The sequence below is a fragment of the Streptomyces sp. NPDC048248 genome (genome assembly GCF_043201875.1).
Lineage (GTDB): Bacteria > Actinomycetota > Actinomycetes > Streptomycetales > Streptomycetaceae > Streptomyces.
The window spans coordinates 535,719-558,936 of record NZ_JBICZL010000004.1; the positions used below are offsets into that span (position 1 = coordinate 535,719).

At 71.4% G+C, this 23,218-nt stretch carries 24 protein-coding genes; 10 read left to right on the forward strand and 14 right to left on the reverse strand.

What is annotated here, in order from left to right; translation table 11 throughout:
• The first annotated feature begins 108 nt into the window (after positions 1–108).
• Together ACGFZW_RS11310 and ACGFZW_RS11315 are read left to right on the forward strand one after the other, a co-directional pair.
• On the forward strand, positions 109–684 hold the full coding sequence (locus ACGFZW_RS11310; RefSeq protein ID WP_393892854.1) for a DUF4291 domain-containing protein: 576 nt from the start codon (positions 109–111) through the stop codon (positions 682–684).
• Between the two features lie 213 nt (positions 685–897).
• Positions 898–2,325 (forward strand): alkaline phosphatase family protein, encoded by a 1,428-nt coding sequence (locus ACGFZW_RS11315; RefSeq protein WP_393892792.1) that lies wholly within the window; start codon positions 898–900, stop codon positions 2,323–2,325.
• Positions 2,326–2,344: 19 nt separating this feature from the next.
• On the opposite strand, the gene ACGFZW_RS11320 is transcribed toward ACGFZW_RS11315, so the two are convergent.
• The 8 genes from ACGFZW_RS11320 to hemL all read right to left on the reverse strand — a co-directional run bounded on the left by ACGFZW_RS11320 (position 2,345) and on the right by hemL (position 10,859).
• Positions 2,345–2,692, reverse strand: coding sequence for a hypothetical protein (locus ACGFZW_RS11320; RefSeq protein ID WP_393892793.1), 348 nt, complete (start codon positions 2,690–2,692; stop codon positions 2,345–2,347).
• A gap of 274 nt (positions 2,693–2,966) precedes the next feature.
• Positions 2,967–4,049, reverse strand: a complete 1,083-nt coding sequence (gene ccsB, locus ACGFZW_RS11325) for a c-type cytochrome biogenesis protein CcsB (RefSeq protein ID WP_393892794.1) — start codon at positions 4,047–4,049, stop codon at positions 2,967–2,969.
• Positions 4,046–5,851 carry a cytochrome c biogenesis protein ResB gene (locus tag ACGFZW_RS11330; protein ID WP_393892795.1) on the reverse strand — a complete coding sequence of 602 codons (1,806 nt, stop codon included), beginning with the start codon at positions 5,849–5,851 and terminating at the stop codon, positions 4,046–4,048. The genes ccsB and ACGFZW_RS11330 overlap by 4 nt, the downstream gene beginning before the upstream one ends.
• Before the next feature lie 3 nt (positions 5,852–5,854).
• The gene (locus tag ACGFZW_RS11335) at positions 5,855–6,616 is read right to left on the reverse strand and encodes a cytochrome c biogenesis CcdA family protein (RefSeq protein ID WP_393892855.1); all 762 of its coding nucleotides are present in this window, start codon (positions 6,614–6,616) and stop codon (positions 5,855–5,857) included.
• Between the two features lie 7 nt (positions 6,617–6,623).
• Positions 6,624–7,238 carry a TlpA family protein disulfide reductase gene (locus ACGFZW_RS11340; RefSeq protein WP_393892796.1) on the reverse strand — a complete coding sequence of 205 codons (615 nt, stop codon included), beginning with the start codon at positions 7,236–7,238 and terminating at the stop codon, positions 6,624–6,626.
• 121 nt (positions 7,239–7,359) lie between these two features.
• Positions 7,360–8,580 carry a hypothetical protein gene (locus tag ACGFZW_RS11345; protein WP_393892797.1) on the reverse strand — a complete coding sequence of 407 codons (1,221 nt, stop codon included), beginning with the start codon at positions 8,578–8,580 and terminating at the stop codon, positions 7,360–7,362.
• A gap of 146 nt (positions 8,581–8,726) precedes the next feature.
• Complete coding sequence (locus ACGFZW_RS11350) at positions 8,727–9,407, reverse strand: histidine phosphatase family protein (protein ID WP_393892798.1); 681 nt, start codon at positions 9,405–9,407, stop codon at positions 8,727–8,729.
• A gap of 126 nt (positions 9,408–9,533) precedes the next feature.
• On the reverse strand, positions 9,534–10,859 hold the full coding sequence (gene hemL, locus ACGFZW_RS11355) for a glutamate-1-semialdehyde 2,1-aminomutase (RefSeq protein ID WP_393892799.1): 1,326 nt from the start codon (positions 10,857–10,859) through the stop codon (positions 9,534–9,536).
• 307 nt (positions 10,860–11,166) lie between these two features.
• Between hemL and ACGFZW_RS11360 the strand changes: the two genes are divergently transcribed.
• Positions 11,167–11,727, forward strand: a complete 561-nt coding sequence (locus tag ACGFZW_RS11360) for a hypothetical protein (RefSeq protein WP_393892856.1) — start codon at positions 11,167–11,169, stop codon at positions 11,725–11,727.
• Between the two features lie 97 nt (positions 11,728–11,824).
• Here ACGFZW_RS11360 and ACGFZW_RS11365 read toward each other — a convergent pair whose 3' ends face one another.
• The 3 genes from ACGFZW_RS11365 to ACGFZW_RS11375 form a co-directional block, all read right to left on the reverse strand.
• Positions 11,825–12,664, reverse strand: coding sequence for an SDR family NAD(P)-dependent oxidoreductase (locus tag ACGFZW_RS11365; RefSeq protein ID WP_393892800.1), 840 nt, complete (start codon positions 12,662–12,664; stop codon positions 11,825–11,827).
• Positions 12,661–13,299: a cupin domain-containing protein gene (locus ACGFZW_RS11370; protein WP_393892801.1), complete on the reverse strand. Its 639-nt coding sequence runs from the start codon at positions 13,297–13,299 to the stop codon at positions 12,661–12,663. The genes ACGFZW_RS11365 and ACGFZW_RS11370 overlap by 4 nt, the downstream gene beginning before the upstream one ends.
• 259 nt (positions 13,300–13,558) lie before the next feature.
• Positions 13,559–14,191 carry a TIGR03086 family metal-binding protein gene (locus ACGFZW_RS11375; protein ID WP_393892802.1) on the reverse strand — a complete coding sequence of 211 codons (633 nt, stop codon included), beginning with the start codon at positions 14,189–14,191 and terminating at the stop codon, positions 13,559–13,561.
• Between the two features lie 94 nt (positions 14,192–14,285).
• Here ACGFZW_RS11375 and ACGFZW_RS11380 point away from each other — a divergent pair, with 94 nt between their 5' ends.
• Positions 14,286–15,161, forward strand: a complete 876-nt coding sequence (locus tag ACGFZW_RS11380) for a DUF6597 domain-containing transcriptional factor (RefSeq protein ID WP_393892803.1) — start codon at positions 14,286–14,288, stop codon at positions 15,159–15,161.
• Between the two features lie 45 nt (positions 15,162–15,206).
• Here the strand turns inward: ACGFZW_RS11380 and ACGFZW_RS11385 are convergent, their stop codons facing one another.
• Positions 15,207–15,860, reverse strand: a complete 654-nt coding sequence (locus ACGFZW_RS11385) for a TetR family transcriptional regulator (protein WP_393892804.1) — start codon at positions 15,858–15,860, stop codon at positions 15,207–15,209.
• Positions 15,861–15,961: 101 nt separating this feature from the next.
• Between ACGFZW_RS11385 and ACGFZW_RS11390 the strand changes: the two genes are divergently transcribed.
• Entirely contained in the window at positions 15,962–17,635 is a 1,674-nt protein-coding gene (locus ACGFZW_RS11390; RefSeq protein WP_393892805.1) for an FAD-dependent monooxygenase, read from the forward strand.
• Here ACGFZW_RS11390 and ACGFZW_RS11395 read toward each other — a convergent pair.
• Positions 17,592–18,320 (reverse strand): AAA family ATPase, encoded by a 729-nt coding sequence (locus tag ACGFZW_RS11395; RefSeq protein WP_393892806.1) that lies wholly within the window; start codon positions 18,318–18,320, stop codon positions 17,592–17,594. The two genes, ACGFZW_RS11390 and ACGFZW_RS11395, sit on opposite strands and share 44 nt — an antisense overlap.
• 80 nt (positions 18,321–18,400) lie before the next feature.
• Between ACGFZW_RS11395 and ACGFZW_RS11400 the strand changes: the two genes are divergently transcribed.
• Positions 18,401–18,736, forward strand: a complete 336-nt coding sequence (locus tag ACGFZW_RS11400) for a YnfA family protein (protein WP_393892807.1) — start codon at positions 18,401–18,403, stop codon at positions 18,734–18,736.
• A gap of 125 nt (positions 18,737–18,861) precedes the next feature.
• Complete coding sequence (locus tag ACGFZW_RS11405) at positions 18,862–19,626, forward strand: SDR family NAD(P)-dependent oxidoreductase (protein ID WP_393892808.1); 765 nt, start codon at positions 18,862–18,864, stop codon at positions 19,624–19,626.
• 127 nt (positions 19,627–19,753) lie between these two features.
• On the opposite strand, the gene ACGFZW_RS11410 is transcribed toward ACGFZW_RS11405, so the two are convergent.
• Entirely contained in the window at positions 19,754–20,947 is a 1,194-nt protein-coding gene (locus ACGFZW_RS11410) for an RtcB family protein (RefSeq protein ID WP_393892809.1), read from the reverse strand.
• Between the two features lie 161 nt (positions 20,948–21,108).
• Here ACGFZW_RS11410 and ACGFZW_RS11415 point away from each other — a divergent pair, with 161 nt between their 5' ends.
• The 3 genes from ACGFZW_RS11415 to ACGFZW_RS11425 form a co-directional block, all read left to right on the forward strand.
• The gene (locus tag ACGFZW_RS11415) at positions 21,109–22,014 is read left to right on the forward strand and encodes a hypothetical protein (RefSeq protein WP_393892810.1); all 906 of its coding nucleotides are present in this window, start codon (positions 21,109–21,111) and stop codon (positions 22,012–22,014) included.
• A 211-nt stretch (positions 22,015–22,225) separates the two neighbouring features.
• Complete coding sequence (locus ACGFZW_RS11420) at positions 22,226–22,936, forward strand: DUF3558 family protein (protein ID WP_393892811.1); 711 nt, start codon at positions 22,226–22,228, stop codon at positions 22,934–22,936.
• 126 nt (positions 22,937–23,062) lie between these two features.
• Positions 23,063–23,218 (forward strand): DUF2637 domain-containing protein (locus tag ACGFZW_RS11425; protein ID WP_393892857.1); only part of this gene is annotated, 156 nt, incomplete at its 3' end.

Below are 23,218 nucleotides of genomic sequence, written 5' to 3' on the forward strand. Positions count from 1 at the left end.
TGGCCGCCCGACCGCGGCGTCCGCGACGATGACGCCCCATGAGCACCACTCCGCACGTCCCGGCCCCGCACTCCGCGCCCGCCGCTTCCGGCCGAGCCGCGGCGCCGTATCCGGGCGCTGCACACCGCACGGACCGTCACCGTCTACCAGGCGTACGCGCCGGCGCTCGGCCTCCCCGCCGCACGGCAGGGCCGCTTCCCGGCCGCCTGGAAGCGGGAGCGGATGACGTGGATCAAGCCGTCGTTCCTGTGGATGATGTACCGCTGCGGCTGGGGCACCAAGGCCGACCAGGAGACGGTGCTCGCCGTCGAGATCGACCGGGCCGGCTTCGACTGGGCGCTGCGCCACGCCTGCCTGTCGCACCACGACGCCGCCGTTCACCCCGACCGCGCCGCCTGGCAGCAGCGGTTGAAGACGTCGCCGGTGCGGGTGCAGTGGGATCCGGAGCGCGATCTGCGGCTTCAGCAGCTGCCGTACCGCTCGCTGCAGCTGGGCCTCGCCGGTGAGGCGTCGCGCCGTTACGCCGACGAGTGGACGGTCGGCATCACCGACGTGACACCGCTGGCGCACGAGATCCACGCACTGGTCCGCTCCGGCGGGACGGCGCGGGCGGCCGCGCTGCTTCCGGTGGAGCAGCCCTACCCTGCACCCGAGGGAACTCCGGGCCTCGACCGCGTGTCCTGACACGGCGCCAGAAGGCGGGTGCGCGCCGTGTCGGCGGGCCCCCGCGGGCCCGCGTGTCGCCCGGTCCGCGCGCGCTCGCCGCCGGTCAACTGGCGCCTTCGCACGGCACATTGATGCACCGCTCAGCTATCCCCCTGCCGCGGGCAATCCAGGCCTCCGGCGCCGTCAACAGGGTGCGCCCCGGGTTCACGCGTCTCAGGGAGAGTGGCCCATATGCCCGCTATGACCCGACGCAGACTCCTCGGCTCCGCGGCCGGCGCGATCGGTGGCGCCGCCGCGCTGTCACTGCTGCCGCCCAGTGTCCGAAAGGCCGTCGCCGCCGGACCCCCACCGCACGGCTCGCTGCACGACATCGAGCATGTCGTCCTGCTCATGCAGGAGAACCGCTCGTTCGACCACTACTTCGGCACCCTGCGCGGTGTCCGCGGCTTCGCCGATCCCGACGCGCTCACCCTGGCGAGCGGCCGGTCCGTCTTCCACCAGCCGGACGCGGAGCACCCGGACGGCTATCTGCTGCCGTTCCGCCTCGACACCCGCACCTCCAGCGCCCAGGCCATCCCGTCCACCAGCCACGCCTGGTCCGTGCAGCACGAGGCGTGGAACGACGGGAAGATGGACCGCTGGCTGCCCGCGCACCGCAAGGCCGACGGGCTGAACGGTCCGTACGTGATGGGCTACCACACCCGCGAGGACATCCCCTTCCAGTTCGCACTCGCCGAGACCTTCACCCTCTGCGACAACTACTTCTGCTCGGTCTTCGGCCCGACCTGGCCCAACCGGCTCTACTGGATGACCGGCACCCTCGACCCGGGCGGCACCCTGGGCGGCCCGGTCCTCAACAACACCGCGCCCCAGCCCTACCGCTGGAAGACATACGCCGAGCGGCTCCAGGAGGCCGGTGTGAGCTGGCGGGTCTACCAGGAGGAGGACGACTACGGCTGCAATCTGCTGGAGCAGTTCCAGCGCTTCCGGGAGGCCGGGCCCGGCGATCCGCTGTTCGAGCGCGGGATGCGATCGCAGCCGGCCGGCACCTTCGAGGACGACGCCCGCCTCGACCGGCTGCCGGCCGTCTCCTGGCTGATCCCCACCGGCCCGCAGTCCGAGCACCCGGAGTACCTGCCGGCCGCCGGCGCCGCCTACGTCGCGCGGAAGATCGAGGCCATCGCCGCCAACCCGAAGGTGTGGCGCAAGACCGTCCTCATCCTCAATTACGACGAGAACGACGGCCTGTTCGACCATGTGCCGCCGCCGGTGCCGCCCCCCGGGACACCGGACGAGTTCGTCCGGGGTCTGCCGATCGGCGGCGGGTTCCGCGTCCCCTGCCTGATCGTCTCGCCCTGGACGGTGGGCGGCTGGGCGGCCGGCGACGCCTTCGACCACACCTCCGTACTGCAGTTCCTGGAGCGCTGGACCGGCGTGCAGGAGCCCAACATCAGCGACTGGCGGCGCGAGACCTTCGGGGACCTGACGTCGGCGTTCGGCTTCGGCCGCCCGGCGCCCCTCCCCCCGCCCCTGCCACGGGACACCGCCGAGCAGCTGGCCGCCGCACAGCAGGACCTGACACGGCTGCCCAAGCCGATGCTGCCGGGGGGAGGCCAGCAGCCACCGGTCCAGGAACACGGCGACCGCAAACGCCGCTGAAGGACTGCCGGGCAGGTGCTCAGCGGGCGCGCTCGTACGCGCCGTGCAGCGCGCGCCAGCGTTCGAGGTTCCACGCCCGCCAGTCCGCGGACCGGCCGGCCAGCGCCTCGGCCAGGAACTCGAAGTGCTGGTGCCAGCCGGCCAGATGGCGCAGGGCCGCGCTGTAGGGCGCGACCAGTTCGTTGGTGAAGCGCAGCCGGGTGCCGGGTGCGCCGTCCGCGGCCCGGCCGGGAGCCGCGATCAGCTCGAACCGGATCCGGCCGTGCGCGTCGACCGTGTACTCGGCGAGCCGGCTCGGGCCCCACCCGGTGACGCGGCCCGGGGCGACGGTCGCGGCGCCGTGCTCGTCCGGGTCCAGCCAGCGCAAGGTGATCGCGCCGCCCTGACGCTGCCGAAGGGCGCGGCGGCGGCGAGCCAGCAGGCCAGCCCTCCGGGGGTGGCGACCGCCGCCCAGACTTCCTCCACAGGCTGGGGAAAACGCAGTGCGAAGGAAAGGGACTGCGTCTCCCCGCCGGAAACGACGGTGCCGTACGGGATCGGACTCTCCATGAGCCCACGATCGCGTACGGCACCGTGATGCGCAGAGCAGCGCGCGGCGTGCGCCGCCGGTCGGAGCAACCCCGACGGGCGGCGGCGGGCCTTCAGACTCCCGCGTAGGAGTGCAGGCCGGTGACGAAGATGTTCACGCCGTAGTAGTTGAAGAGGTAGCAGAGGAAGGCGACCAGACCGAGCCAGGCGGCCTTGCGGCCCTTCCAGCCCGCGGTGGCCCGGGCGTGCAGGTAGCAGGCGTAGGCGACCCAGGTGATGAAGGACCAGACCTCCTTGGGGTCCCAGCCCCAGTAGCGGCCCCACGCGGCCTCGGCCCAGATGGCGCCCGCGATGATGGTGAACGTCCACAGCGGGAAGACGGTGGCGTTGACCCGGTAGGCGAACTTGTCCAGCGAGGCCGCCGACGGCAGCCGCTCCAGCACCGACGTGGCGAAGGCGCCGGGCTGCGGGCCCGCCGGGTCGGCGAGCTTGGCCTCGTGGCGGTCGCGGAAGAGGAAGAGCAGGGTGGCGACGGCGCCGAGGTAGAGCACCGCGCCGGAGATGATCGCGCAGCTGACGTGGATCCACAGCCAGTAGGAGTGCAGCGCGGGCACCAGCTGGTCGCTGGCGGTGTAGAGCACCGAGACGGCCAGGCCGAGGTCCAGCAGGACCGTGGTGATCAGCGGCAGCCCGATCCACCGGACGTTCTTCTTGAGCGCGAGCAGGATCAGGTACGCGCCCACCGCGACCGCGGCGAACGTGGTGGAGAACTCGTACATGTTGCCCCAGGGGGCACGCTCCACGGACAGGGCGCGGGCGACCACACCGGCCACGTGGATCGCCCAGGCCAGGACGGTCAGCGAGATGGCGATCCGGCCGTAGAGGTCGCCCTTCTCCGTGCCGCCCGCGGCGCCCGGCCCGTCGGGGACGTCGCGGCTGCCGGCGGCACTCTTGGTGATGACCTTCGGGCGCTCCAGTACGGCCGTGCCGCCCTTGTGCGCCGTGGTGCTCGCCGCGGCGGGCGTCCTGACCTGCGCGGTCAGCGCCGCCGCGGTGCGGCCGACCTTGCTGCGGCTGCCGAACACCCACTCGGCGAGGTGCGCGAGGAAGGCGAGGGTGTAGACCGCCATCGCCGAATAGACCAGCAGATTGCTGTTGTGCGCCAGCGTCTCGTTGGCTGCGGCAGCGATGTTCACGCGCGCGCTCCTTCAGAGGGGTCAGCAGGGTCGGTGGAGTCGGTGGGCTCCGCCGGGTCTTCGGATGCGGGGCCGGTGCCGGATCCGGCACCTGTCCCGGACGCGTCGGGCCCGTCCGGCGCGACGGGGGCGTGCGGGGCCAGCGCCTCGGCGAGATCGCCCAGCTCTTCTGGGAGCCGGGGCGACTCGCTGCGGCCGAGGCCGGCCATCTCGACGACGGTGACGCCCACGCCGTTCTCCTCGACCCGCTCCACCCGGATCCACACCCGGCGCCGCTGGATGAACAGCGAACCTGCCAGGCCCACCAGGGCCGCCACCGCGCCGCCCAGCGCGAGGCCGTTGCCCGGCTGGTGAGTGATCTTGAAGCTGGCCCAGCTCTTGATGCCGGTGAACTCGATGCTGCCGTCACCGCCCGGCAGCTTCATGGTCTCGCCGGGCAGCATCATCTTGGCGAACGGGGCGCCGTTGACCTTGTACTGCTTCAGGTTCTTCTTCTGCAGCTGGTAGACGTTCTGCGGCAGTCCGGAGTCGACGCCCAGGTCGCCGTGGTAGGCGGTCAGCGTCAGCACCGGATAGTCCAGCGCCGGGAACTGGGAGAACATCGAGCCGGAGCCCTTGCCGCCGAACGTCGGCACGAAGAAGCCCTGGAAGCCGAGCTGGTTGCGCTTGCCGTCCTTGGTCTGCGCGCCCGGCACCTTCACCACACCGGTGGAGGTGAAGTTCTTGGGGTCCTGCGGGAGGAAGGGCACCGCGCCCTTGTAGACGACCTTGCCGCGGCCGTCCTTGACGGTGACCGCCGGGGAGTAGCCGTGCGAGAGCAGGTAGACCTTCGAGCCCGCGATGTCGAGCGGGGTGTTCACCTCGATCGCGGTCTTGTGCTCCTTGCCGTCCGCGCCGGAGAAGTACCGCACATGGGCGCGGAAGACGCGCGGGGTGCCCTTCTGCGGGCCGGAGCGCTCGTAGGTCGCCTCGAACTTGTCGAGCGAGAAGCCGAACGGCTCCATGGTGTCGGTGTCGAAGAACGCACCGGACTTGAAATCGTCGTACTGGGTGAGGCTGTTGGAGAAGCCGTCCCCCTCGGTGATCAGCTTGCCGCCCTCGGACTTCCAGAGGCTGCCGACGGCGAACGCCACCAGCATCACGATCAGCGCGAGGTGGAAGAGCAGATTGCCGGTCTCGCGCAGATAACCCTTCTCCGCGGCCACCGCCGTACCCGCCCGGTGCGCCCGGAACCGCCGCTTGCGCATCAGCCGCTGCGCCGCGCCGAGCACCTCCTCGGGGTCGGCGTCGGTGCGCCACGTGGTGTACGCGGGCAGCCGGGTGAGCCGGCGCGGGGCGGCCGGCGGACGGCTGCGCAGCTGCCCGACGAACTGCCAGCTGCGCGGCACGATGCAGCCGATGAGGGAGATGAACAGCAGCAGGTAGATCGCCGAGAACCACACCGAGCTGTAGACGTGGAACATCCCCAGCTTGTCGTAGAGCGCGCCCAGGGTGTCGTGCTCGGCCTTGAACTGGTCGACCTTCACCGGGTCGATGCTGGTCTGCGGAATCAGCGAACCGGGGATCGCGCCGATCGACAGCAGGAAGAGCAGCAGCAGCGCCACCCGCATCGAGGTGAGCTGCCGCCAGAACCACCGCGCCCAGCCGACCGGGCCGAGCGAGGGAAAGCTGACGTCCTCCGTGGGGGCGGTGGAGAGCTGGGATCCGGCCGCGCCGAGATCCGTGCCCGCGTCCGCGGCGGCCTGCGCGCCGGGGTCCGGGCCGCCGCCCGGGTCGCGGGGCGTGTCGGTCTTGGTGGACATCAATCAGATCCCAACGGTGAAGCTTTGCGTCCAGCCCTGGAGCTCGGACATCAGGCTGTCCCAGACGCCGGTGACGAGGAGGATGCCGAGCGCGACCATCATGCCGCCGCCGGCCCGCATGACCCACAGGTAGTGGCGCTTGACCCAGCCGAACGCGCCGAGCGCCCGGCGGAAGGCCAGCGCCACGAAGATGAACGGCAGGCCCAGGCCCAGGCAGTACACCACGGTCAGCAGGGCGCCGCGGGCCGCGCTGGCCTGGTAGATCGAGAGGGTGTTGACGGCGGTGAGAGTGGGGCCGAGGCACGGCGTCCAGCCGACGCCGAACAGCACCCCGAGCACCGGCGCGCCCAGCAGTCCCATGGCGGGCTTCTTGTGGAACCGCAGCTCCCGCTGCCCGAAACGCTTGAGGATGCCCGCGAACGCCAGGCCGAGCAGGATCATCAGCGCGCCCAGGACCCGCGAGATGACGTCCTTGTACTCCTGGAGGGTCTGGCCGAAGAAGCCGAAGAGGGCGCCGCCGGAGACGAAGACGGCGGTGAAGCCGAGGACGAAGAGCGAGGCCCCGGCCAGCATCCGGCCGCGTCGGGCCTCGGCGAGGTCCGTACCGGTGACGCCCGTGACATACGACATATAGCCGGGCACCAGCGGCAGGACGCAGGGCGAGAAGAAGGAGACCAGCCCGCCGAGCAGTGCGACGGGTACGGCGGCCAGCAGGGCGCCGGTCAGGACGGTCTGGTTCTGCGCGGCCTCGGCGGCGAGCTCGATCACGCGATCACTTCTCGGCGATCAGCGGTTCGATCATCTTGCGCAGATCGTCCTCCGCGAGCGGGCCGATCGAACGCGCGGCGACCTTGCCCTGACGGTCGATGGCGATCGTGGAGGGGATGGACTGCGGGTTGAGGCTGCCCTTGGGGAATCGCAGCATCAGCTTGCCCGTCGGGTCGAACAGGCTCGGGTAGGGCACGTCGTGCTGTTCCTCGAAGCTCGTCGCCTGCGACTTCTCCGAGTCACGGGTGTTGATCCCGATGAACTGCACGCCCTTGCCCTCGGTGTCCTTGGCGACCTTCGTGAAGTTCGGCGCCTCGGCGATGCACGGCCCGCACCACGATCCCCAGACGTTGAGGATGACGACCTTGCCCTTGTAGTCCGCGACGTCGAGCTGCTTTCCGGTGGTGGTCTCACCGGAGAGGGCCGGGGCGGGCTGCCGTTCGCCCTTCGGCACCGTGTCGACGCCGTTCTTGCCCTGGACGAAGCGGGTCTGCGCCGAGCCGCCGGAGGCGCCGTCGCCGCAGGCGCTCAGCGTCAGCGAAGCGGCCGCGGCCCCTGCGGCGAGCAGGGTGATGCGGCGTCGGCTCGTGAGGCGGCGTGGGGCGCGGCAAGCACTCATGTGAAAAGTTTCGCATGGGCCATTTCCGGATCTTCCGCGCCCCCCTCACACCGTCGCACGCCACGCGAATCGGCATGTCACGGGCCCCTGCGAGCCCGTGGGCGCCCCGGCCGGGCGGACTTCAGGCCGCGGAGAGGAACGTGCGCCAGCCGCCGGCAGGACGCTCGCCGACGCCCATCCCCTGGAGCTTGTTCAGGACCTGCGGGTCCTGGACGTCGAGCCAGTCGGTGAACTGCCGGAAGGACACCAGGCGCACATCCTTGTTCTGCTCGTTCGCGATGTGCTTGAGCGCTTCCTCGACGGCATCCATATAGATGCCGCCGTTCCACTGCTCGAAGTGATTCCCGATGAAAAACGGTGCGCGATTGGTCTGGTACGCCCGCTGGAATCCCGAGATATAGGCGTCGGTGGCCTGCTGTCGCCACCCCGGGTAGTTGGACGAGGGTGCCTTTGTCGAGTTCTTCGACTGGTTGGCGAGGATGTTGTAGTCCATCGAGAGGACCTCGAACGAGTGACCCGGAAAGGGAATCTGCTGGAGCGGATAGTCCCAGATTCCCTGCTTCCTCTTGGGCCACATCTGGAGTCCGCCGGGCGAACTCGCGTCATAGCGCCAGCCGAGATCCTTGGCCGTCGGCAGCAGATTCTCCTGGCCGAGGAGACAGGGCGTGCGGCCGCCCACCAATTCCTTGCGGTAGTCGAACGGCAGCGGCTCCACGTCACTGAAGCCGGTGTTCGTACGCCACTTGGTGACGAAATCCATCGCCTGGTCGATCTCGGAGCGCCACTGCTCCGGCGTCCACTGCGCGACCGTCCCGGAGCCCGAGCAGAAGTGGCCGTTGAAGTGGGTGCCGATCTCGTGGCCGTCCAGCCATGCCGCGCGTACGTTCTTCAGCGTCTCCTTGATGTGCTCATCGGTGAGGTAGCCGATGTCGGAGGCGCCGGTGCGGTTGTTCGGCGGGCGGTAGAGGTGCTTCTTCGACTCCGGCAGGAGATACAGCCCGGAGAGGAAGAACGTCATGGCCGCGCCATGGTCCCTCGCAAGCCGGAGAAAACGCGGGAAGAGGCCGTTGCCGACCTCTCCCGCTCCGTCCCACGAGAAGACGACGAACTGCGGCGGCGTCTGACCCGGCTCCAGCCGCTCGGGCTTCTTCGGCTGATGGGGCTGAGGTCCGGAATTCGCGGTCGAGCCGTCACCGATGGGCCTCGACCTGGCCTGTACCGAATTCTTCACCCGCTGTTTGTCCGCGGCGTCGTCCGAGCCCAGGGAACAGCCGCCGACCCCCATCGCCGCAGCCGCCCCGACCACCGTGCCCAGCAGGCCCCGTCGACTGATCGAGTGCATACCGTCGTCCCCATCCGTGCTCGCCGAACTCAATATCCATATAAACGGACATCGGGGAAGAGGGCATGCCGGGCACGACGGTTCCGAATTAATCGCTCATGTTTGTCATTTTGCCTGTTGTTGACGTACCGCCAATTGATGGGCAGTCAGGCCCCGAAAGCCTTGGACTTCCCCTTGGCGGGTTTGGCGCCGGCCAGCAGGTGGGACGGAACCAGGTCGCGCGCGGGCTCGCTGTAGCCGACCGAAATGATCCGGTCACCGTGGAAGGTGAAGGACGTCAGCGAGGCGAGGGTGCACTGCCGCTTCCGCGGGTCGTGCCACAGCCGGCGCCGCTCGGCGAAGCTGCGCACGATCCAGATCGGCAGCTGATGGCTGACCGCCACCGCCTCGTGCCCGCGGGCCGCGTCCCGCGCCGTGGCGAGCGCCGCCATCATCCGGACCACCTGCTCGATGTACGGCTCGCCCCAGGACGGCCGGAACGGATTCGTCAGGTGCTTCCAGTTGCCGGGCTTCTTCAGCGCGCCGTCGCCGACCCCGAAGGTCTTCCCCTCGAAGACGTTGGCCGCCTCGATGAGCCGCTCGTCGGTGGCCAGTTCCAGCCCGTGCGCCCCGGCGATCGGCACCGCCGTCTCCTGCGCGCGCTCCAGCGGGGAGGCGACGACATGCGTGATGTCCCGCTCCGCGAGATGCTCCGCCACCTGGTCGGCCATCTTCCGGCCGAGGTCGGAGAGGTGATAGCCGGCCCGGCGCCCGTAGAGAACACCCTCGGGGTTGTGCACCTCGCCGTGCCGCATCAGGTGCACGACGGTGATGTCTTCGCTGCTCATGTCACCCATTCATTCAGTCCTCTGCATGCAGTCGCCGGCCCGGCCGGTCCCCCGGCCGGACCCTGGCACGTCACACGACACGTCCACGGCCGCACCGCCGTCGGCACGCCGTCGGAACGCGCTCGGTCAGGCCGTCGCCTCGGCCGCGGCCCGCGCGGCGGCCGGCAGCGCCGCCGCGATCCGCTCGACGGCGGCGGCATCGTGCGCGGTGGAGACGAACCACGACTCGAAGGCGGACGGCGGAAGGTAGACCCCCTGCGACAGCATCGAGTGGAAGAAGGCGGTGAAGCGGAACGCCTCCTGCGTCTTGGCCGCGTCGTAGTCGGTGACCTCGGCGTCCGTGAAGAAGACCGAGAACATGTTGCCCGCGACCTGCAGCCGGTGCGCGACGCCCTCCTTCGCCAGCGCCGCGGTGACCAGCCCGCGCACCTCGGCGGAGACCGCGTCGACGCTCTCGTACGCGGCGTCGTCCAGCAGCCGCAGCTGCGCGACGCCGGCGGCGGTGGCGACCGGGTTCCCGGACAGGGTGCCCGCCTGGTAGACGGGGCCGGCCGGCGCGAGATGCGCCATCACGTCGGCACGCCCGCCGAACGCCGCCGCCGGGAAGCCACCGCCCATGACCTTGCCGAAGGTCATCAGGTCGGGGCGCACCCCGTCGATGCCGTACCAGCCGGCCTTGCTGACGCGGAAGCCCGTCATCACCTCGTCGGAGATGTAGAGCGCGCCGTGCTCCGCGCACGTGTCCTTCAGCCCCTGGTTGAAACCGGGCAGCGGCGGGACCACGCCCATGTTGCCGGGCGAGGCCTCGGTGATCACACAGGCGATCTCCCCCGGGTGCGCGGCGAACGCGGCACGGACGGCGTCGATGTCGTTGTACGGCAGCACGATCGTGTCGCCGGCCTGCGCACCGGTCACCCCCGGGGTGTCGGGCAGGCCGAAAGTCGCCACGCCCGAGCCGGCAGCTGCCAGCAGCGCGTCCACGTGCCCGTGGTAGCAGCCCGCGAACTTGATCACCTTCGCCCGGCCGGTGAAGCCGCGCGCGAGACGGATCGCCGACATGGTCGCCTCGGTGCCGCTGGAGACCAGTCGCACCTCCTCGACCGGGGCGATCCGCGCCACGATCTCCTCGGCGAGTTCGACCTCGCCCTCGCCGGGCGTACCGAAGGACGTGCCGCGGGCGACCGCCTCCTGGACCGCGGCGATCACCGCGGGATGCGAGTGGCCGAGGATCATCGGTCCCCACGAGCACACGAGGTCGACGTACTCGCGACCGTCGGCGTCGGTGAGGTACGGACCGGTACCGGACACCATGAACCGGGGCGTACCACCCACGGCGCGGAAAGCCCGCACCGGAGAGTTGACGCCGCCGGGCGTCACCGCGGACGCGCGGTCGAACAGCGACTGCGAAACAGGGGCTTCATACGGAAAAGACACTGTGATCCTGACCTGCATTAACGGAGGGAGGGCGGCGGCACTCGGACGCGGCCCGGCTGACAACGGTGCGGGAATCCCCTCGCGTACCACCTGTAGGCGCCGCTGGGTTCCCACTCGGTCCCTTTTTGATTCCTCTTGCTCTCTACCGGGCGTCAGCCCCCTCGCATCTGCGAAACTGGGCCGTCGTACGAGTAAGTCACGCAAGCAATGGTCTCAGAGGCGCGCAGGGGCGTGCGGCCGGGCGTTTCACACGCCGCTTACTGGGGAGGTCTCTGAGACGATGATCGGGTTGCGCGGCTGTGGCTGCGAGTGGTCGGGTGGAGATATGCATCGCGGTGGCGGACTGGGCGAGGGGACCGACGACCGGGGTCCCGAGCGCGCCCAGCGCGGTCGCCACCGGCGTGAGGACACCGAGGGCATCCAGGGTGGGGAAAACAGAGGCGGCCGCATGGGGGTGACGTACAAATACTTCGGCGCGCCGAACGGCGCGACTGCGGCCCGGGTGCCGATTTCCATGCGTCCTGAGGAACTCGGCGGCGATGAACTCGGCATGGGCGGCATGTTCACGAAGATCAAGCCCGAGACGATGGCCGCCATGGTCCTCACCGGTATAGAGGGCATACCGCTCCACAAGGTTCCGCCGCTCGAACTCGTCGTCCTCCACCCCGACTACGCCGTCGTCAAACTCCCCATGACGGTCGTCGACCCGCTGCGCGGGGTCGGCGAGGAGTCCGTCGGCGCGGCGGCCTTCATCTGGTCCACCGTCCCCGACCGCGGCGGCCCGCAGGACGCCTTCACCGTCTACCAGCTCCTCCACGAGTGGCAGGACTTCAGCCACCGGCTGCACGAAGCGGGGCACGAGGCGTACTGCCTGGTCTGGCCCTGAGCCACCGCCCCGGTGCGGCGGCGGGCCGAGAGGCGTGGCCCCCGAGCCCGTGCGCGAGCCGTACGGTGCCGCGTCCGGGGCCCGGGCGGGCCTTCGCTCACCAGGTGGGGCGGGCCGAGACACCGCCGTCGACGACAAGATCGTGACCGGTGATCCAGGAAGCCATCGGCGAGGCGAGAAAGACGCAGGCGTCGCCGATGTCCTCGGGCCGCCCCAACCGGCGCGCCGGTGCCGCGTCCTGCCAGCGCCGCACGCCCTCCGGCCAGTCGGCCTCGATACCGGGACGCGCGATCAGGCCCGGCGAGACGCTGTTGACGCGGATGCCGTACGCCCCGTACTCCAGCGCCGCGGAGCGCGCGTGCATCACCACCGCGGCCTTCGACGCGCTGTAGTGGGCGTGCAAGGGTGCCGGGCGGTCCGCCTCGATGGAGGCGACATGGGTCACCGACCCGCCGCCGCCCTCCCGCATGACGGCGGCAGCGGCCTGGGTGCAGGCGAAGACGCTGTGCACATTGGTATCGGCCACCGCCCGCCAGTCCGCGAGGGACATCCCCTCCAGCGCCTGGACCGGCTGCACCCCCGCGTTGTTCACCAGCGCGGTCAGCCGGCCACGCCAGTCGGCGGCCGACCGCACCAGGCGGTGGCACTCCGCCTCCTCCGCCAGGTCGGCGCCCAGCGCCAGCGCGCTGCCGCCGCTCTCCACGATGCGCGCCACGAGCGCCCGCGCGGCCTCGCCCCGCGTACGGAAATGCGCCACCACCGCGGCACCCGCGGCGGCGAACCGAAAGGCGATGCCGCCGCCGATCCCACCGCCCGCCCCCGTGACGAGGACGACCTGGCCCGTGAGGTCGGGGAGCGTCCGGCGGGCGGCCGCGGCATCGGCGGGGCCGGGCGTGCCGGTGGGCGGAGTGTCGGGCGTGTCGGGCTGTCCTGTCATGGGCGGCTCAGCGCGGCGATCCGCGCTGCCTCCTGGGGAAAGCGCGCGGCCAGTTCGGCGGCGTCCCCGTGCTCGTAGTCCGCGAAGGTGAAGCCGGGCGCCATGGTGCAGCCGAAGAGCGTCCAGGCCCCTCCTTCGGCGACCGCGGCGCCCATCCAGGTGCCGGCCGGCACCGTGAACTGGACGTGCTGCCCGCCGAGTACGTCCGGGCCCAGCACCACTGACCTGGCGCCGCCACCGACTCCCCGGCCGTCGCCCCGCGCGCCGTCCGGGCCCGTCTCGGACAGCAGGAGGAGGGTGAGCGGATCGCCGCGGTAGAAGTGCCAGATCTCGTCGGCCGGCAGCCGGTGCAGAGCGGAGAAATCGTCCGGTTCCGAGGTCAGCAGCATGACGATCGCCGATCCCTCGGGCCGCCCGTCGGCACGCTCCGGCCCCGCCCAGGTACGCCGGAACCGCCCGCCCTCGCGGGGCAGCGGCGCCAGCCCGTAGAAGTCGATCAGCGCTTGGGGGAGCGGGTCCTGACCGGGCGGCGGCCCCGCCGATGCCGGGTCCCCGGGCTGGCGTCCCGGTGCGGTCGCGGGCTTCGACCGTGTCGCGGACTTCGGCTGCCGGGCGTTCGGGCCGGGCTGATGCATGTGCGGGCCTCCCGTCTCGGTCCACACCCTAGGCAGCGGTGGTGGGCGGGACGGGTGCAATCGGGCCATGTCCCTGCCGTGTCCGCGGGGCGTCCCGAAGGACCGCGACGCGCCCGGGGCGGGACGCCGTCGGAGGCGGCGGGGAAGCCGGCAGGTCGCAGGGCCGGAAACGGCGGGAAGGCCCCTGCACCGCTCGGCCGGAAACGGCGACGCCGTCACCGGGCCGGAAGCGGTCGGCGCACCTCCCCGAGGACGCGCCTCAGCCGGTCCACCCCGGGTCGCGGCCGGTGGCCGCCAGCAGCTCGTCGAACTCGGACGCACCCGCCGGCACCGCGACCGGCTCACCGAAGACCTGCATCTTCCGGGCCGTCGGCCCCATCTCTGCGGCCAGTTCCCGCAGCTCGGGCACACATCCGGGCGCCGGCGTGTACGGCCGGCCGATCGCCCGGGCGATGTCCCAGGCGTGCACCGTCAGATCCAGCAGCGCCATCCGGCCGACCGTCCGCGCGGGGAGGTTCATCCCGCCGGTGAGGCCCTCCTCCGCGCCCGGTGCCGACCAGGCCTCGACCAGCCGGGCGCTCTCCTCGGCGAAGCGATCGGGCCAGCGCGCACCGAACTCGGCGAGCCGGTCGGGCGTGTGTCCGAAGTCCACCTCCTTCTTGCCTGCCAGTGTCTGGAAGGCGACCACCACCTGGAAGAGGTGGTTGATCAGCGAGCGCACGTCGTACTCGGTGCAGGGTGTCCGCTGCCCCAGCCGGTCGTCGGCGACCGCGCGCAGCACCGGAAGCGCCGCCTCCGCCGCCGCGTCGAGCAGCTCGCTGATCGGGGCGGGACGCTCTTCCCGCCCGGAGGTGCGCCGCTCTTCGTCCGTCATGCCTGTGATGTCCGTCATGCCGTCGACGCTACGACCGGGCGCAGGGGACGGCTTGAAAAAACGCGACAGCGGCAGCCGTCGCACCCGCGGGGTCGCGCCTAGGATTTCTTGCATGGCCGCTCCACGGCGCGATACCCGGGGCATCGTCGACGCCCCGGAACTCTTCACCCGGGTGCAGTTCCGCCGCCGCACCCCCGCCGCCGCGCTGCGCCCGTACGTGGAGCACTACTGGCTGATCGACTGGGATCTGGCCGAGCCGTACGCCACCCATGTCGTCCCGCACCCGTGCGTGAACCTCGTCTTCCAGCGCTATGCGGACCGCCCCGGATTCGGCGAGGTCGCGGGCGTCGGGCTGGAGCTGTTCTCCAAGAAGCTGACGGGGCGCGGCCGGGTGTGCGGGGTGCAGTTCCGGCCGGGTGGCTTCCGCCCGTTCGCCCCGTCGCGGCCGGCCACGGACTGGACCGGGCGCCGGCTGCCGCTCGAGGTGCTCTTCGAGACCGAGGAGGACCCTGCTGCGGCCGCCTCCCCCGCCGACGGGACCACGGAAGGCGGGCGCGGGACCGCCGCGGCGGAAGCCGCGCGGGCAGTGCTCGGACCCGATGCGGAGGACGACCGGGTGGCCGCGCTCGACACCGTGCTGACCTCGCTGCTGCACACCGAACCGCGGCTCCTGGAACAGACCGAACTCGCGATGGGGCTGGCCGGCCGGATCCGCGCGGACCGCTCGATCCGCCGCGTCGCGGACTTCGCGCGGGCCGAGGGCATGTCCGTACGGGCCTTGCAGCGGCTGTTCGCCGGATACGTCGGGGTCAGCCCCAAGTGGGTGCTGCTGCGCTACCGCGTCCACGAGGCCCTGGAGCGCGCCGCGTCCGACGCGGAGGTCGACTGGCCCGCGCTCGCCGCCGAGCTGGGCTACAGCGACCAGGCGCATCTCGTCCGCGATGTCACCGCGACCGTCGGCGTCCCTCCCACGGCCTACGCCCGCTGACGCCCGCCCCTCGGACGCCCGCCCCTCGGACACCGCACCCGACCGTCAGGAGGGCTCCGGCCCGTCCGGGCTCTCGGCCGTCAGATAGCGCTGGATCGTGGGCGCCAGCCAGGCGACGACCTCGTCGTGGCTGAGACCGACGGCCGGCGGGAAGTGCAGCACATAGCGGCACAGCGCCATCCCGAGGATCTGCGAGGCGATCAGCGCGGCACGGGCCGGGGCCTCCTCGGGAACCGGACACACGGCGGCGAGCACCGGGCGCACCTGGCCGGCGAACACGCCGCGCACCCGGTCGGCGCCCGCCTCGTTGGTGACACCGACGCGCAGCATGCCGGTCAGCGTCTCGTCGCCCTCCCAGCGCTCCAGGAAGTGGCGTACGAGCCGGGCGCCGAGTTCGTCATGCGGCACTCCGGTGAGGTCGGGGGCGCGCACCTCGATCTCCGAAGCGGCCGCGAACAGGCCCTCCTTGTTGCCGTAGTAGCGCATCACCATCGACGGGTCGATGCCGGCCTCGCGCGCGATGGCGCGGATGGTGGCGCGCTCGTAGCCGTCGGCGGCGAAGCGGTCCTTCGCGGCGGCGAGGATCGCGGCGCGGGTGACCTCGGAGCGGCGGGGGCGGGCGGGGGCCCCTGAGGTGGGTTCCCCGGGCGCGGGTGCGGGCGCGGGCGCGGCCTCGGCGGGCGGTGCGGGTTCGGCCATGCCCACAAATGTAGGCCAACGCTCGTTGACACGCCAGAAGCGGGCGCTCTACGCTTGCCAACAAGCGTTGACCAACACCTGTTGGCACAGGAGGGGCAGCCATGTCGGACACCCACCGCGAACCCGGCACCACCGACCCGAGCAGCGTCACGCGCACTGATCCGGACACCGATCCGGACACCGGTCAGGACACGGGCGCGGTCACCGGCCCGGGCATCTCCCCTGTGCGCCCGCCCGGTGGCGGGGCCGATGCCCCTGCCCCCGATGTCCTCGTCGTGGGGGCAGGCCCGACGGGCCTGCTGCTGGCCGGGGATCTCGCCGAGGCCGGTCTGCGCGTCACCCTCCTGGAGCGGCGCGCCGACACGATCAGCAACCTCACCCGCGCCCTGGTCGTGCACGCCCGCACCCTGGAGCAGCTCGACGCCCGCGGACTCGCCGACGAGCTGGTCGCCGGCGGCCACCCGCTCACCGGGCTCCGCCTCTTCGGCGGTGCCACCCTCGACCCGACGGCGCTCCCGTCCCGCTTCCCGTTCGTGCTGGTCACCCCGCAGTTCGAGGTGGAGCGGCTGCTGGAGCGGCGCGCCCGCCGGGCAGGCGTCACCTTCCGGTACGACAGCGAGGTGCTGGGTCTGGAGCAGGACGCCGGCGGCGTGACGGCCCGCGTCCGTGACCCTCGGGGCGTCCGCAGCACCCGCGCCGCGTATCTGGTCGGCACCGACGGCGTCCGCAGCACCATCCGTGAGGCCCTGGGCCTGCCCTTCCCCGGGCGGTCCGCCATCCGCTCCCTCGTCCTCGCCGACGTTCGCCTCGCGCAGGAGCCCGACTCCCCCTTCACCGTCAACGCCACCAGTGACGCCCTGGCCCTGATCGGCTCCTTCGGCGACGGCTGGTACCGCGTCATCGGCTGGAACCGCCACCGCCAGGCCGACGACTCCGTACCGGCCGACCTCGACGAGGTCCGCACCGTCACCCGGCTCGCCCTCGGCAGCGACTACGGCATGCACGACGCCCGCTGGATCTCCCGCTTCCACAGCGACGAACGCCAGGTGCCGGACTACCGCGTGGGCCGCGTCTTCCTCGCAGGCGACGCCGCCCATGTGCACTCCCCCGCCGGCGGCCAGGGTATGAACACCGGGCTGCAGGACGCCGCCAACCTCGGCTGGAAGCTCGCCGCGGTACTGCGCGGTCGCGCCCCCGACAGCCTGCTGGACAGCTACCACGCCGAGCGTCACCCGGTGGGCAAGCAGGTCCTGCGCAGCAGCGGCGCCATCGTGCGGCTCGCTTTGCTGCACACCCCGCCGGGGCGCGCGGCCCGCGCCCTCGTGGCCCAACTCCTCAACCGCCTTCGGCCGCTCTCCCGGCGCGCGATGCTCAACCTCTCCGGCATCGGCATCCACTACGCTGCCCCGCCCGGCGCCCACCCGCTCACCGGCCGCCGCGCCCCCGACCTCCGCCTGGCCGACGGCCGCCGCCTCCACGCACTCCTGCGCCAGGGCAGGTTCGTCCTCATCACCCCGGCCGGCGAAACCACCGGCCAGCCCGATGACCGCTTCCTGCACACCTCCTGGGAGGGCGCTCGGCGCACGGCGCTCCTGGTCCGCCCCGACGGCTATATCGCCTGGGCCGACGACTCCGCCGCCCCCGCCGAGCGCGCCTCAGCACTCCGTGACGCCCTCAGCCACTGGACCGGTGGCGTCCCGGCTCCCGAAGCCACCCAGGCGCCCGGCGGCCTCACCGCGGGAGCACATGCCGTAGATACGCCTGCGGGTCCTTGAGGTAGCGGCGCCAGTGATCGACGAGACCCAGCTCCGCCCACTGCGCCTGCCGCATGCCGTGGTCACCGACCTCGACGATCGCGGCGCCGGGCAGCGCCGTCAGCAGCGGGGAGTGCGTGGCGCAGATGATCTGCGCACCACCACTCCCCAAGTCGCTCATCAACCCGACCAGTTCAAGGCAGGAGGTGAAGGACAGCGCGGCCTCCGGCTCGTCCATCACATACAGCCCCGGCTGGGCGAACTTCTCCCGGAAGGCCATCAGGAAGCCCTCGCCGTGACTCATGTCGCCAGGGGCCTGCGACAGCCGCTCCCGGCTCAGCGCCTCCAGAGCCGTCTCCGCCCGAAGGAAGAAGCCGCGCCTACGGGTGCGCGGCCCACGCACCATCCGGCGCCCGACCGCCGTCGGGTCGAACCGCATAGCCCGGCCGAGCACCGACGGCTCCCGCGAGCTCGCGTACTTGTACCCGGCCGAACCGCCGTAGGAATCCACTCCGAACGCCTCCGCAAGCGCCTCCGCGAGCGTCGACTTCCCCGAGCCGTTCTCCCCCACGAGGAACGTCACAGGCGCCCGGAACGGCAGCCCCTCCTCGACCAGCTGCCGCACACACGGCACCGTCCAGGGCCAGCCGTCCTCCGGCGTCCCCTCCCCCTGCGGAAGGTCCACGTAAGCACGTTCGATGAGCATGCCCCGAAGCTCTCACACCCCACTGACACCCGCCCCGCACACGTATCCCGACGTCCCTGACGCGTCCTTACGCTGTCCCCATGCTGACCGCCCGCTCCGTCCTGCTGTTCGTGCTGGCCGCCCTCTTCGAGATCGGCGGTGCCTGGCTGGTCTGGCAAGGAGTCCGCGAGCACAGGGGCTGGCTCTGGATCGGCGCCGGAGTGATCGCCCTCGGCGTGTACGGCTTTGCCGCCACGCTCCAGCCGGACGCCGAGTTCGGCCGGATCCTCGCCGCGTACGGCGGCGTGTTCGTGGCCGGCTCACTGGCGTGGGGCATGGTCGCGGACGGCTACCGCCCCGACCGCTGGGACGTCATCGGCGCCCTGATCTGCCTGGCGGGCATGGCCGTGATCATGTATGCCCCGCGAGGCCGCTGACCACGGCTGCATATCCTGGCCGGGCACCGCGGCCACCACCCGCGGACCGCGATCCGGCAGACCGCAGCCGCCGTTTTGCACCCGAAGCGGCGCGCACCACACGCCACAGGCCCGAGGAGAGCGCCATGACCGCCGACGCCCGTACCGCTGACGCCCGTACCGCCGTCGTCACCGGAGCCAGCAGCGGCATCGGCGCCGCGACCGCGCGAGCGCTGGCCGATGCCGGCTACCGCGTGGTGCTGACCGCCCGCCGCAAGGACCGCATCGAGGCACTCGCCGCCGAGCTGCCGCACGCCGAGGCGTACGCCCTCGATGTCACCGACCGCGCCGCGGTCGACGCCTTCGCGGCCGGCCTCGACCGCTGCGACGTCCTGGTCAACAACGCTGGCGGAGCCCTCGGCGCGGAGCCCGTCGCCACCGGCGACCCCGCCGACTGGCGCGCGATGTACGAGGTCAACGTCCTCGGCGTACTCCACACCACCCAGGCGCTGCTGCCCGCGCTGACGGCCTCGGGCGACGGCACCGTCGTGGTGCTGTCGTCCACCGCCGGCCTCGCCACCTACGAGGGCGGCGGCGGCTACGTGGCCGCCAAGCACGGCGCGCACGTCCTCGCCGAGACGCTCCGCCTGGAGCTGTGCGGACAGCCCGTACGGGTCATCGAGGTCGCCCCCGGCATGGTCAAGACCGACGAGTTCGCCACCACCCGCTTCCGCGGCGACGAGGCCAAGGCCGCCAAGGTCTACGAAGGCGTCGCGGAACCGCTCAGCGCCGACGATGTCGCCGACACCATCACCTGGGCGATCACCCGCCCCTCGCACGTCAACATCGACCTGCTGGTGGTCCGCCCGCGCGCCCAGGCTTCCAACTCCAAGGTGCACCGCACCACATGACACCTCGGTGCGGCGCCCCGCCCGCACCGCCCCCCGCACGGCAAGGAGCCGGGACACCCTCCTCGGGCGTCCCGGCTCCTTGCCGCGTCGGCAGCGCGACCGTCCACGGACGGCCCCGCCCACCGGCTCAGCCCTTCACACACACCAGCTGCTTGAGCTTGGCGACGACCTCCACCAGGTCCCGCTGCTGATCGATGACCTTCTCGATCGGCTTGTACGCACCAGGGATCTCGTCCACCACACCGACGTCCTTACGGCACTCCACGCCCTGCGTCTGCTCCTCCAGATCCCGCGTGGAGAAGCGCTTCTTCGCGGCGTTCCGGCTCATCTTCCGACCGGCGCCGTGCGAGGCGGAGTTGAAGGACGCGGAGTTGCCGAGACCCTTCACGATGTACGAACCGGTGCCCATGGAGCCCGGAATGATGCCGAACTCACCGCTGCCCGCCCGGATCGCGCCCTTACGGGTCACCAGCAGGTCCATCCCGTCGTACCGCTCCTCCGCCACGTAGTTGTGATGGCAGGAGATCACCGCCTCGAACGTCGGACGCGCCTTCTTGAACTCCTTGCGGACGACGTCCTGGAAGAGCGCCATCATGATCGCGCGGTTGTTCTTGGCGTACTCCTGCGCCCAGAACAGGTCGTTGCGGTACGCCGCCATCTGCGGGGTGTCCGAGACGAAGACGGCCAGGTCGCGGTCGACGAGCCCCTGGTTGTGCGGCAGCTTCTGCGCCTGCCCGATGTGGAAGTCGGCCAGCTCCTTGCCGATGTTCCGGGAGCCGGAGTGCAGCATCAGCCACACCGCGCCCGCCTCGTCCAGGCAGAACTCGATGAAGTGGTTGCCGCCGCCCAGCGAGCCCATCTGCTTGACGGCCCGCTCCTCACGGAACTTGACCGCCGAGGCGACTCCGTCGAACCGCGCCCAGAAGTCGTCCCAGCCGGCCGAAGGGAATCCGTGCATCCGGCCCGGCTCGACCGGGCTGTCGTGCATCGCGCGGCCGACCGGGATGGCCTCCTCGATCTTGGAGCGGAGCCGGGAGAGATCTCCCGGGAGGTCCTCGGCGGTGAGGGAGGTCTTCACCGCGCTCATCCCGCAGCCGATGTCGACGCCGACCGCCGCCGGGCAGACCGCACCGTGCATCGCGATCACCGAGCCGACGGTGGCCCCCTTGCCGTAGTGCACGTCCGGCATCACGGCGAGGCCCTTGATCCACGGCAGCGTGGCGACATTGCGCAGCTGCTGCATGGCGACACCCTCGACCGTGGACGGGTCCGCCCACATCCGGATCGGCACCTGTGCACCGGGCACCTCGGTGTACGACATGACTCCCTCATTCCCCCGAAAAAACAGAAAACGCAAAAGACGGACAACTCATCCGATGTGGGACGGTGGACCGGCGTGCGCGGCAAGACGTGCGGTACACATTGTGTCCATCGCCCGCCGCCCGGCGGCAACCGCATTTCGCAGGGAAGGAGCCGCGAACGATGCCACGCAAGTCGTTCGTACCCGGCGCCGCACTGGTGGCCGCAGCGGCCCTGACCGTCGGCCTCGCCGGCTGCACCGGCGGCTCCAGCACCGATGACGACGCCGCCGACGCCAAGGCCGGCGGCGCCAGCTCGTCGAGCCAGGCCGCGGAGCCCGGCCGCTATCAGACCCTCCCGGAGGCCTGCGGGCTGCCCGCCCGCGGCACGCTCCGGGGCATGCTGCCCGGCGACGGCCGGCAGCCCTCGCAGACCGAAGCGGAGAAGATCTACGACGGCGAGGCGGACATCACGTATGACACCGACCGCCGTGTCGGCTGCCGCTGGAAGCGCGAGACCGCCGCGGGCACCCGTCATCTGAGCCTGGACATCCAGCGGGTGGTCTCCTACGACGCCGCCGTCAGCGACGAGGACAAGGCGCAGGAGATCTACGCGGACAAGGAGCTGGCCGCGGACATCCCGTCCGGCGACACCGGCCCGGACGCCCCCAGCTCCCCGCCCGCGTCCCCGTCCGCGACGAACAGCAAGGGAGCCGGGACGGACAAGGGCGCCGGAACGGCCAAGGGGACCGGCGCAGGCAAGGGCGCGGCGGGCAAGACCCCCGACGACGGCGGCAAGTCGTCCGCCGACCCCTCGGCGTCCTCCGACGCGAGCACGGCCCCGGACAGCTCCACCGCCCCGCGCGTGCTGGACGACCTCGGCGACGCGGCGTTCCTCAACGACAAACTGATCACCGCGGACTCCGGCCTGCACCGAGATGTGACTGTGGTCTTCCGCACGTCGAATGTGATTGTGACGATCGGGTACGACCAGTGGTCCACCGACAAGTCGATGTTGCCCGAGAGCCAGGAATTGCAGGACAGGGCCCGTTCGCTGGCCGGCGAGCTGGTCGAGCGGTTCAACGAATAGTCCCTGAAGTCCGAATAGGACCATTTGCCCTTTAGTGGCGGGTGAATCGCCTTTGCCCGATGTCGCAAACGACACGAATCGGCCACCCATCCCGTTCCGCCGCGTACCGTGCCGTCTAGCCCTGCCCTGCGTGTGCGGCAGGACTCGCCGCCACGGGCGACCCCCACGGTCGCGCCACGCCGACTTCACGACGACGAACAGCGAAGGAACCATGCACCGTTCAGCCAAGCGACTCGCCAGCCTTCTCGCCTGCGCCGCAGTACCGGTGATGCTCGTCGCCGGCTGCTCCGGCTCGGACTCCGAGGGCTCCGGCGACTCCGCCTCCTCCGACACCTCCGGCAAGGCGGGCAGCCCGTCGCCGACCGTCGCGGCCGCGAAGTACAAGAAGCTGCCGAACCCGTGCGAGGCGTTCTCCAAGGACACCGTCAAGAAGCTGCTTCCCAAGGCGAAGGACGAGTCCGGGGAGCGGGGCAAGTCCAACGACAACTCCGCGCACGGCACCTGCGCCTGGAACAGCTCGGACGCCCAGGGCGTCGACGGCACCCAGTTCCGCTGGCTGGACATCGGCTACCAGCGCTACGACTCCGAGGCGTCGCTCGGCTCCGGCGAGCAGCGCGCCCGGGAGTTCTACGGCAAGCAGGTCGCCGGCGCGAAGACGGCCGAGGGCGCCAAGAAGGTCAAGACGGTCCAGTCGTCCGGTACCGGCGACGAGGCGACCTCGGTCACCTACGACCTGAAGAAGGACGACAACGACTTCAAGAACACGACGGTGATCGCCCGCACGGCCAACATCGTGGTGACCCTCAACTACAACGGCGCGGGCCTCGCCGGCGGCGACACCCCGAAGTCCGACGACCTGCTGAAGAAGGCCCAGGCCGCCGCCAAGGAAGCGGTCACCGCCGTCATCAAGGCGAACAGCTGACGAACCCGCTGACCGCACCGCGTCCCTGACTGCCCCCGGCCCGGCCGGGGGCACCTGCGGGGGCGGCCGGCGAACAGGTGTGCCACCCTAGGCGCGTCATGTCGCCGAGGCCGGGAGGGACCGCGGGTGTCCGCGACGCAGACGGCGCAGTTGACTCGTACCCACCGCATCCTGATCGGTGTGGTCATCGCCGGGGCTGCGCTGATCGCGGCCATCGGATTCGCGGGCTCCTACGCGGCGGTGCGCGAGCTGGCCGAGAAGAAGGGCTTCGGCGGCTTCTCG

Bases quoted from the DNA above. Each gene is read 5' to 3' on its own strand.
- ACGFZW_RS11375 (WP_393892802.1), bottom strand. From the start codon at position 14,191: ATGACGGACATCACAGGCATGACGGACGAAGAGCGGCGCACCTCCGGG.
- ACGFZW_RS11415 (WP_393892810.1), top strand. From the start codon at position 21,109: ATGCCACGCAAGTCGTTCGTACCCGGCGCCGCACTGGTGGCCGCAGCG.
- ACGFZW_RS11360 (WP_393892856.1), top strand. From the start codon at position 11,167: ATGCATCGCGGTGGCGGACTGGGCGAGGGGACCGACGACCGGGGTCCC.
- ACGFZW_RS11370 (WP_393892801.1), bottom strand. From the start codon at position 13,299: ATGCATCAGCCCGGCCCGAACGCCCGGCAGCCGAAGTCCGCGACACGG.
- ACGFZW_RS11315 (WP_393892792.1), top strand. From the start codon at position 898: ATGCCCGCTATGACCCGACGCAGACTCCTCGGCTCCGCGGCCGGCGCG.
- hemL (WP_393892799.1), bottom strand. From the start codon at position 10,859: ATGCAGGTCAGGATCACAGTGTCTTTTCCGTATGAAGCCCCTGTTTCG.
- ACGFZW_RS11405 (WP_393892808.1), top strand. From the start codon at position 18,862: ATGACCGCCGACGCCCGTACCGCTGACGCCCGTACCGCCGTCGTCACC.
- ACGFZW_RS11345 (WP_393892797.1), bottom strand. From the start codon at position 8,580: ATGCACTCGATCAGTCGACGGGGCCTGCTGGGCACGGTGGTCGGGGCG.
- ACGFZW_RS11395 (WP_393892806.1), bottom strand. From the start codon at position 18,320: ATGCTCATCGAACGTGCTTACGTGGACCTTCCGCAGGGGGAGGGGACG.
- ACGFZW_RS11330 (WP_393892795.1), bottom strand. From the start codon at position 5,851: ATGTCCACCAAGACCGACACGCCCCGCGACCCGGGCGGCGGCCCGGAC.
- ACGFZW_RS11340 (WP_393892796.1), bottom strand. From the start codon at position 7,238: ATGAGTGCTTGCCGCGCCCCACGCCGCCTCACGAGCCGACGCCGCATC.
- ACGFZW_RS11410 (WP_393892809.1), bottom strand. From the start codon at position 20,947: ATGTCGTACACCGAGGTGCCCGGTGCACAGGTGCCGATCCGGATGTGG.
- ACGFZW_RS11350 (WP_393892798.1), bottom strand. From the start codon at position 9,407: ATGAGCAGCGAAGACATCACCGTCGTGCACCTGATGCGGCACGGCGAG.
- ACGFZW_RS11420 (WP_393892811.1), top strand. From the start codon at position 22,226: ATGCACCGTTCAGCCAAGCGACTCGCCAGCCTTCTCGCCTGCGCCGCA.
- ACGFZW_RS11400 (WP_393892807.1), top strand. From the start codon at position 18,401: ATGCTGACCGCCCGCTCCGTCCTGCTGTTCGTGCTGGCCGCCCTCTTC.
- ACGFZW_RS11380 (WP_393892803.1), top strand. From the start codon at position 14,286: ATGGCCGCTCCACGGCGCGATACCCGGGGCATCGTCGACGCCCCGGAA.
- ACGFZW_RS11385 (WP_393892804.1), bottom strand. From the start codon at position 15,860: ATGGCCGAACCCGCACCGCCCGCCGAGGCCGCGCCCGCGCCCGCACCC.
- ACGFZW_RS11365 (WP_393892800.1), bottom strand. From the start codon at position 12,664: ATGACAGGACAGCCCGACACGCCCGACACTCCGCCCACCGGCACGCCC.
- ACGFZW_RS11390 (WP_393892805.1), top strand. From the start codon at position 15,962: ATGTCGGACACCCACCGCGAACCCGGCACCACCGACCCGAGCAGCGTC.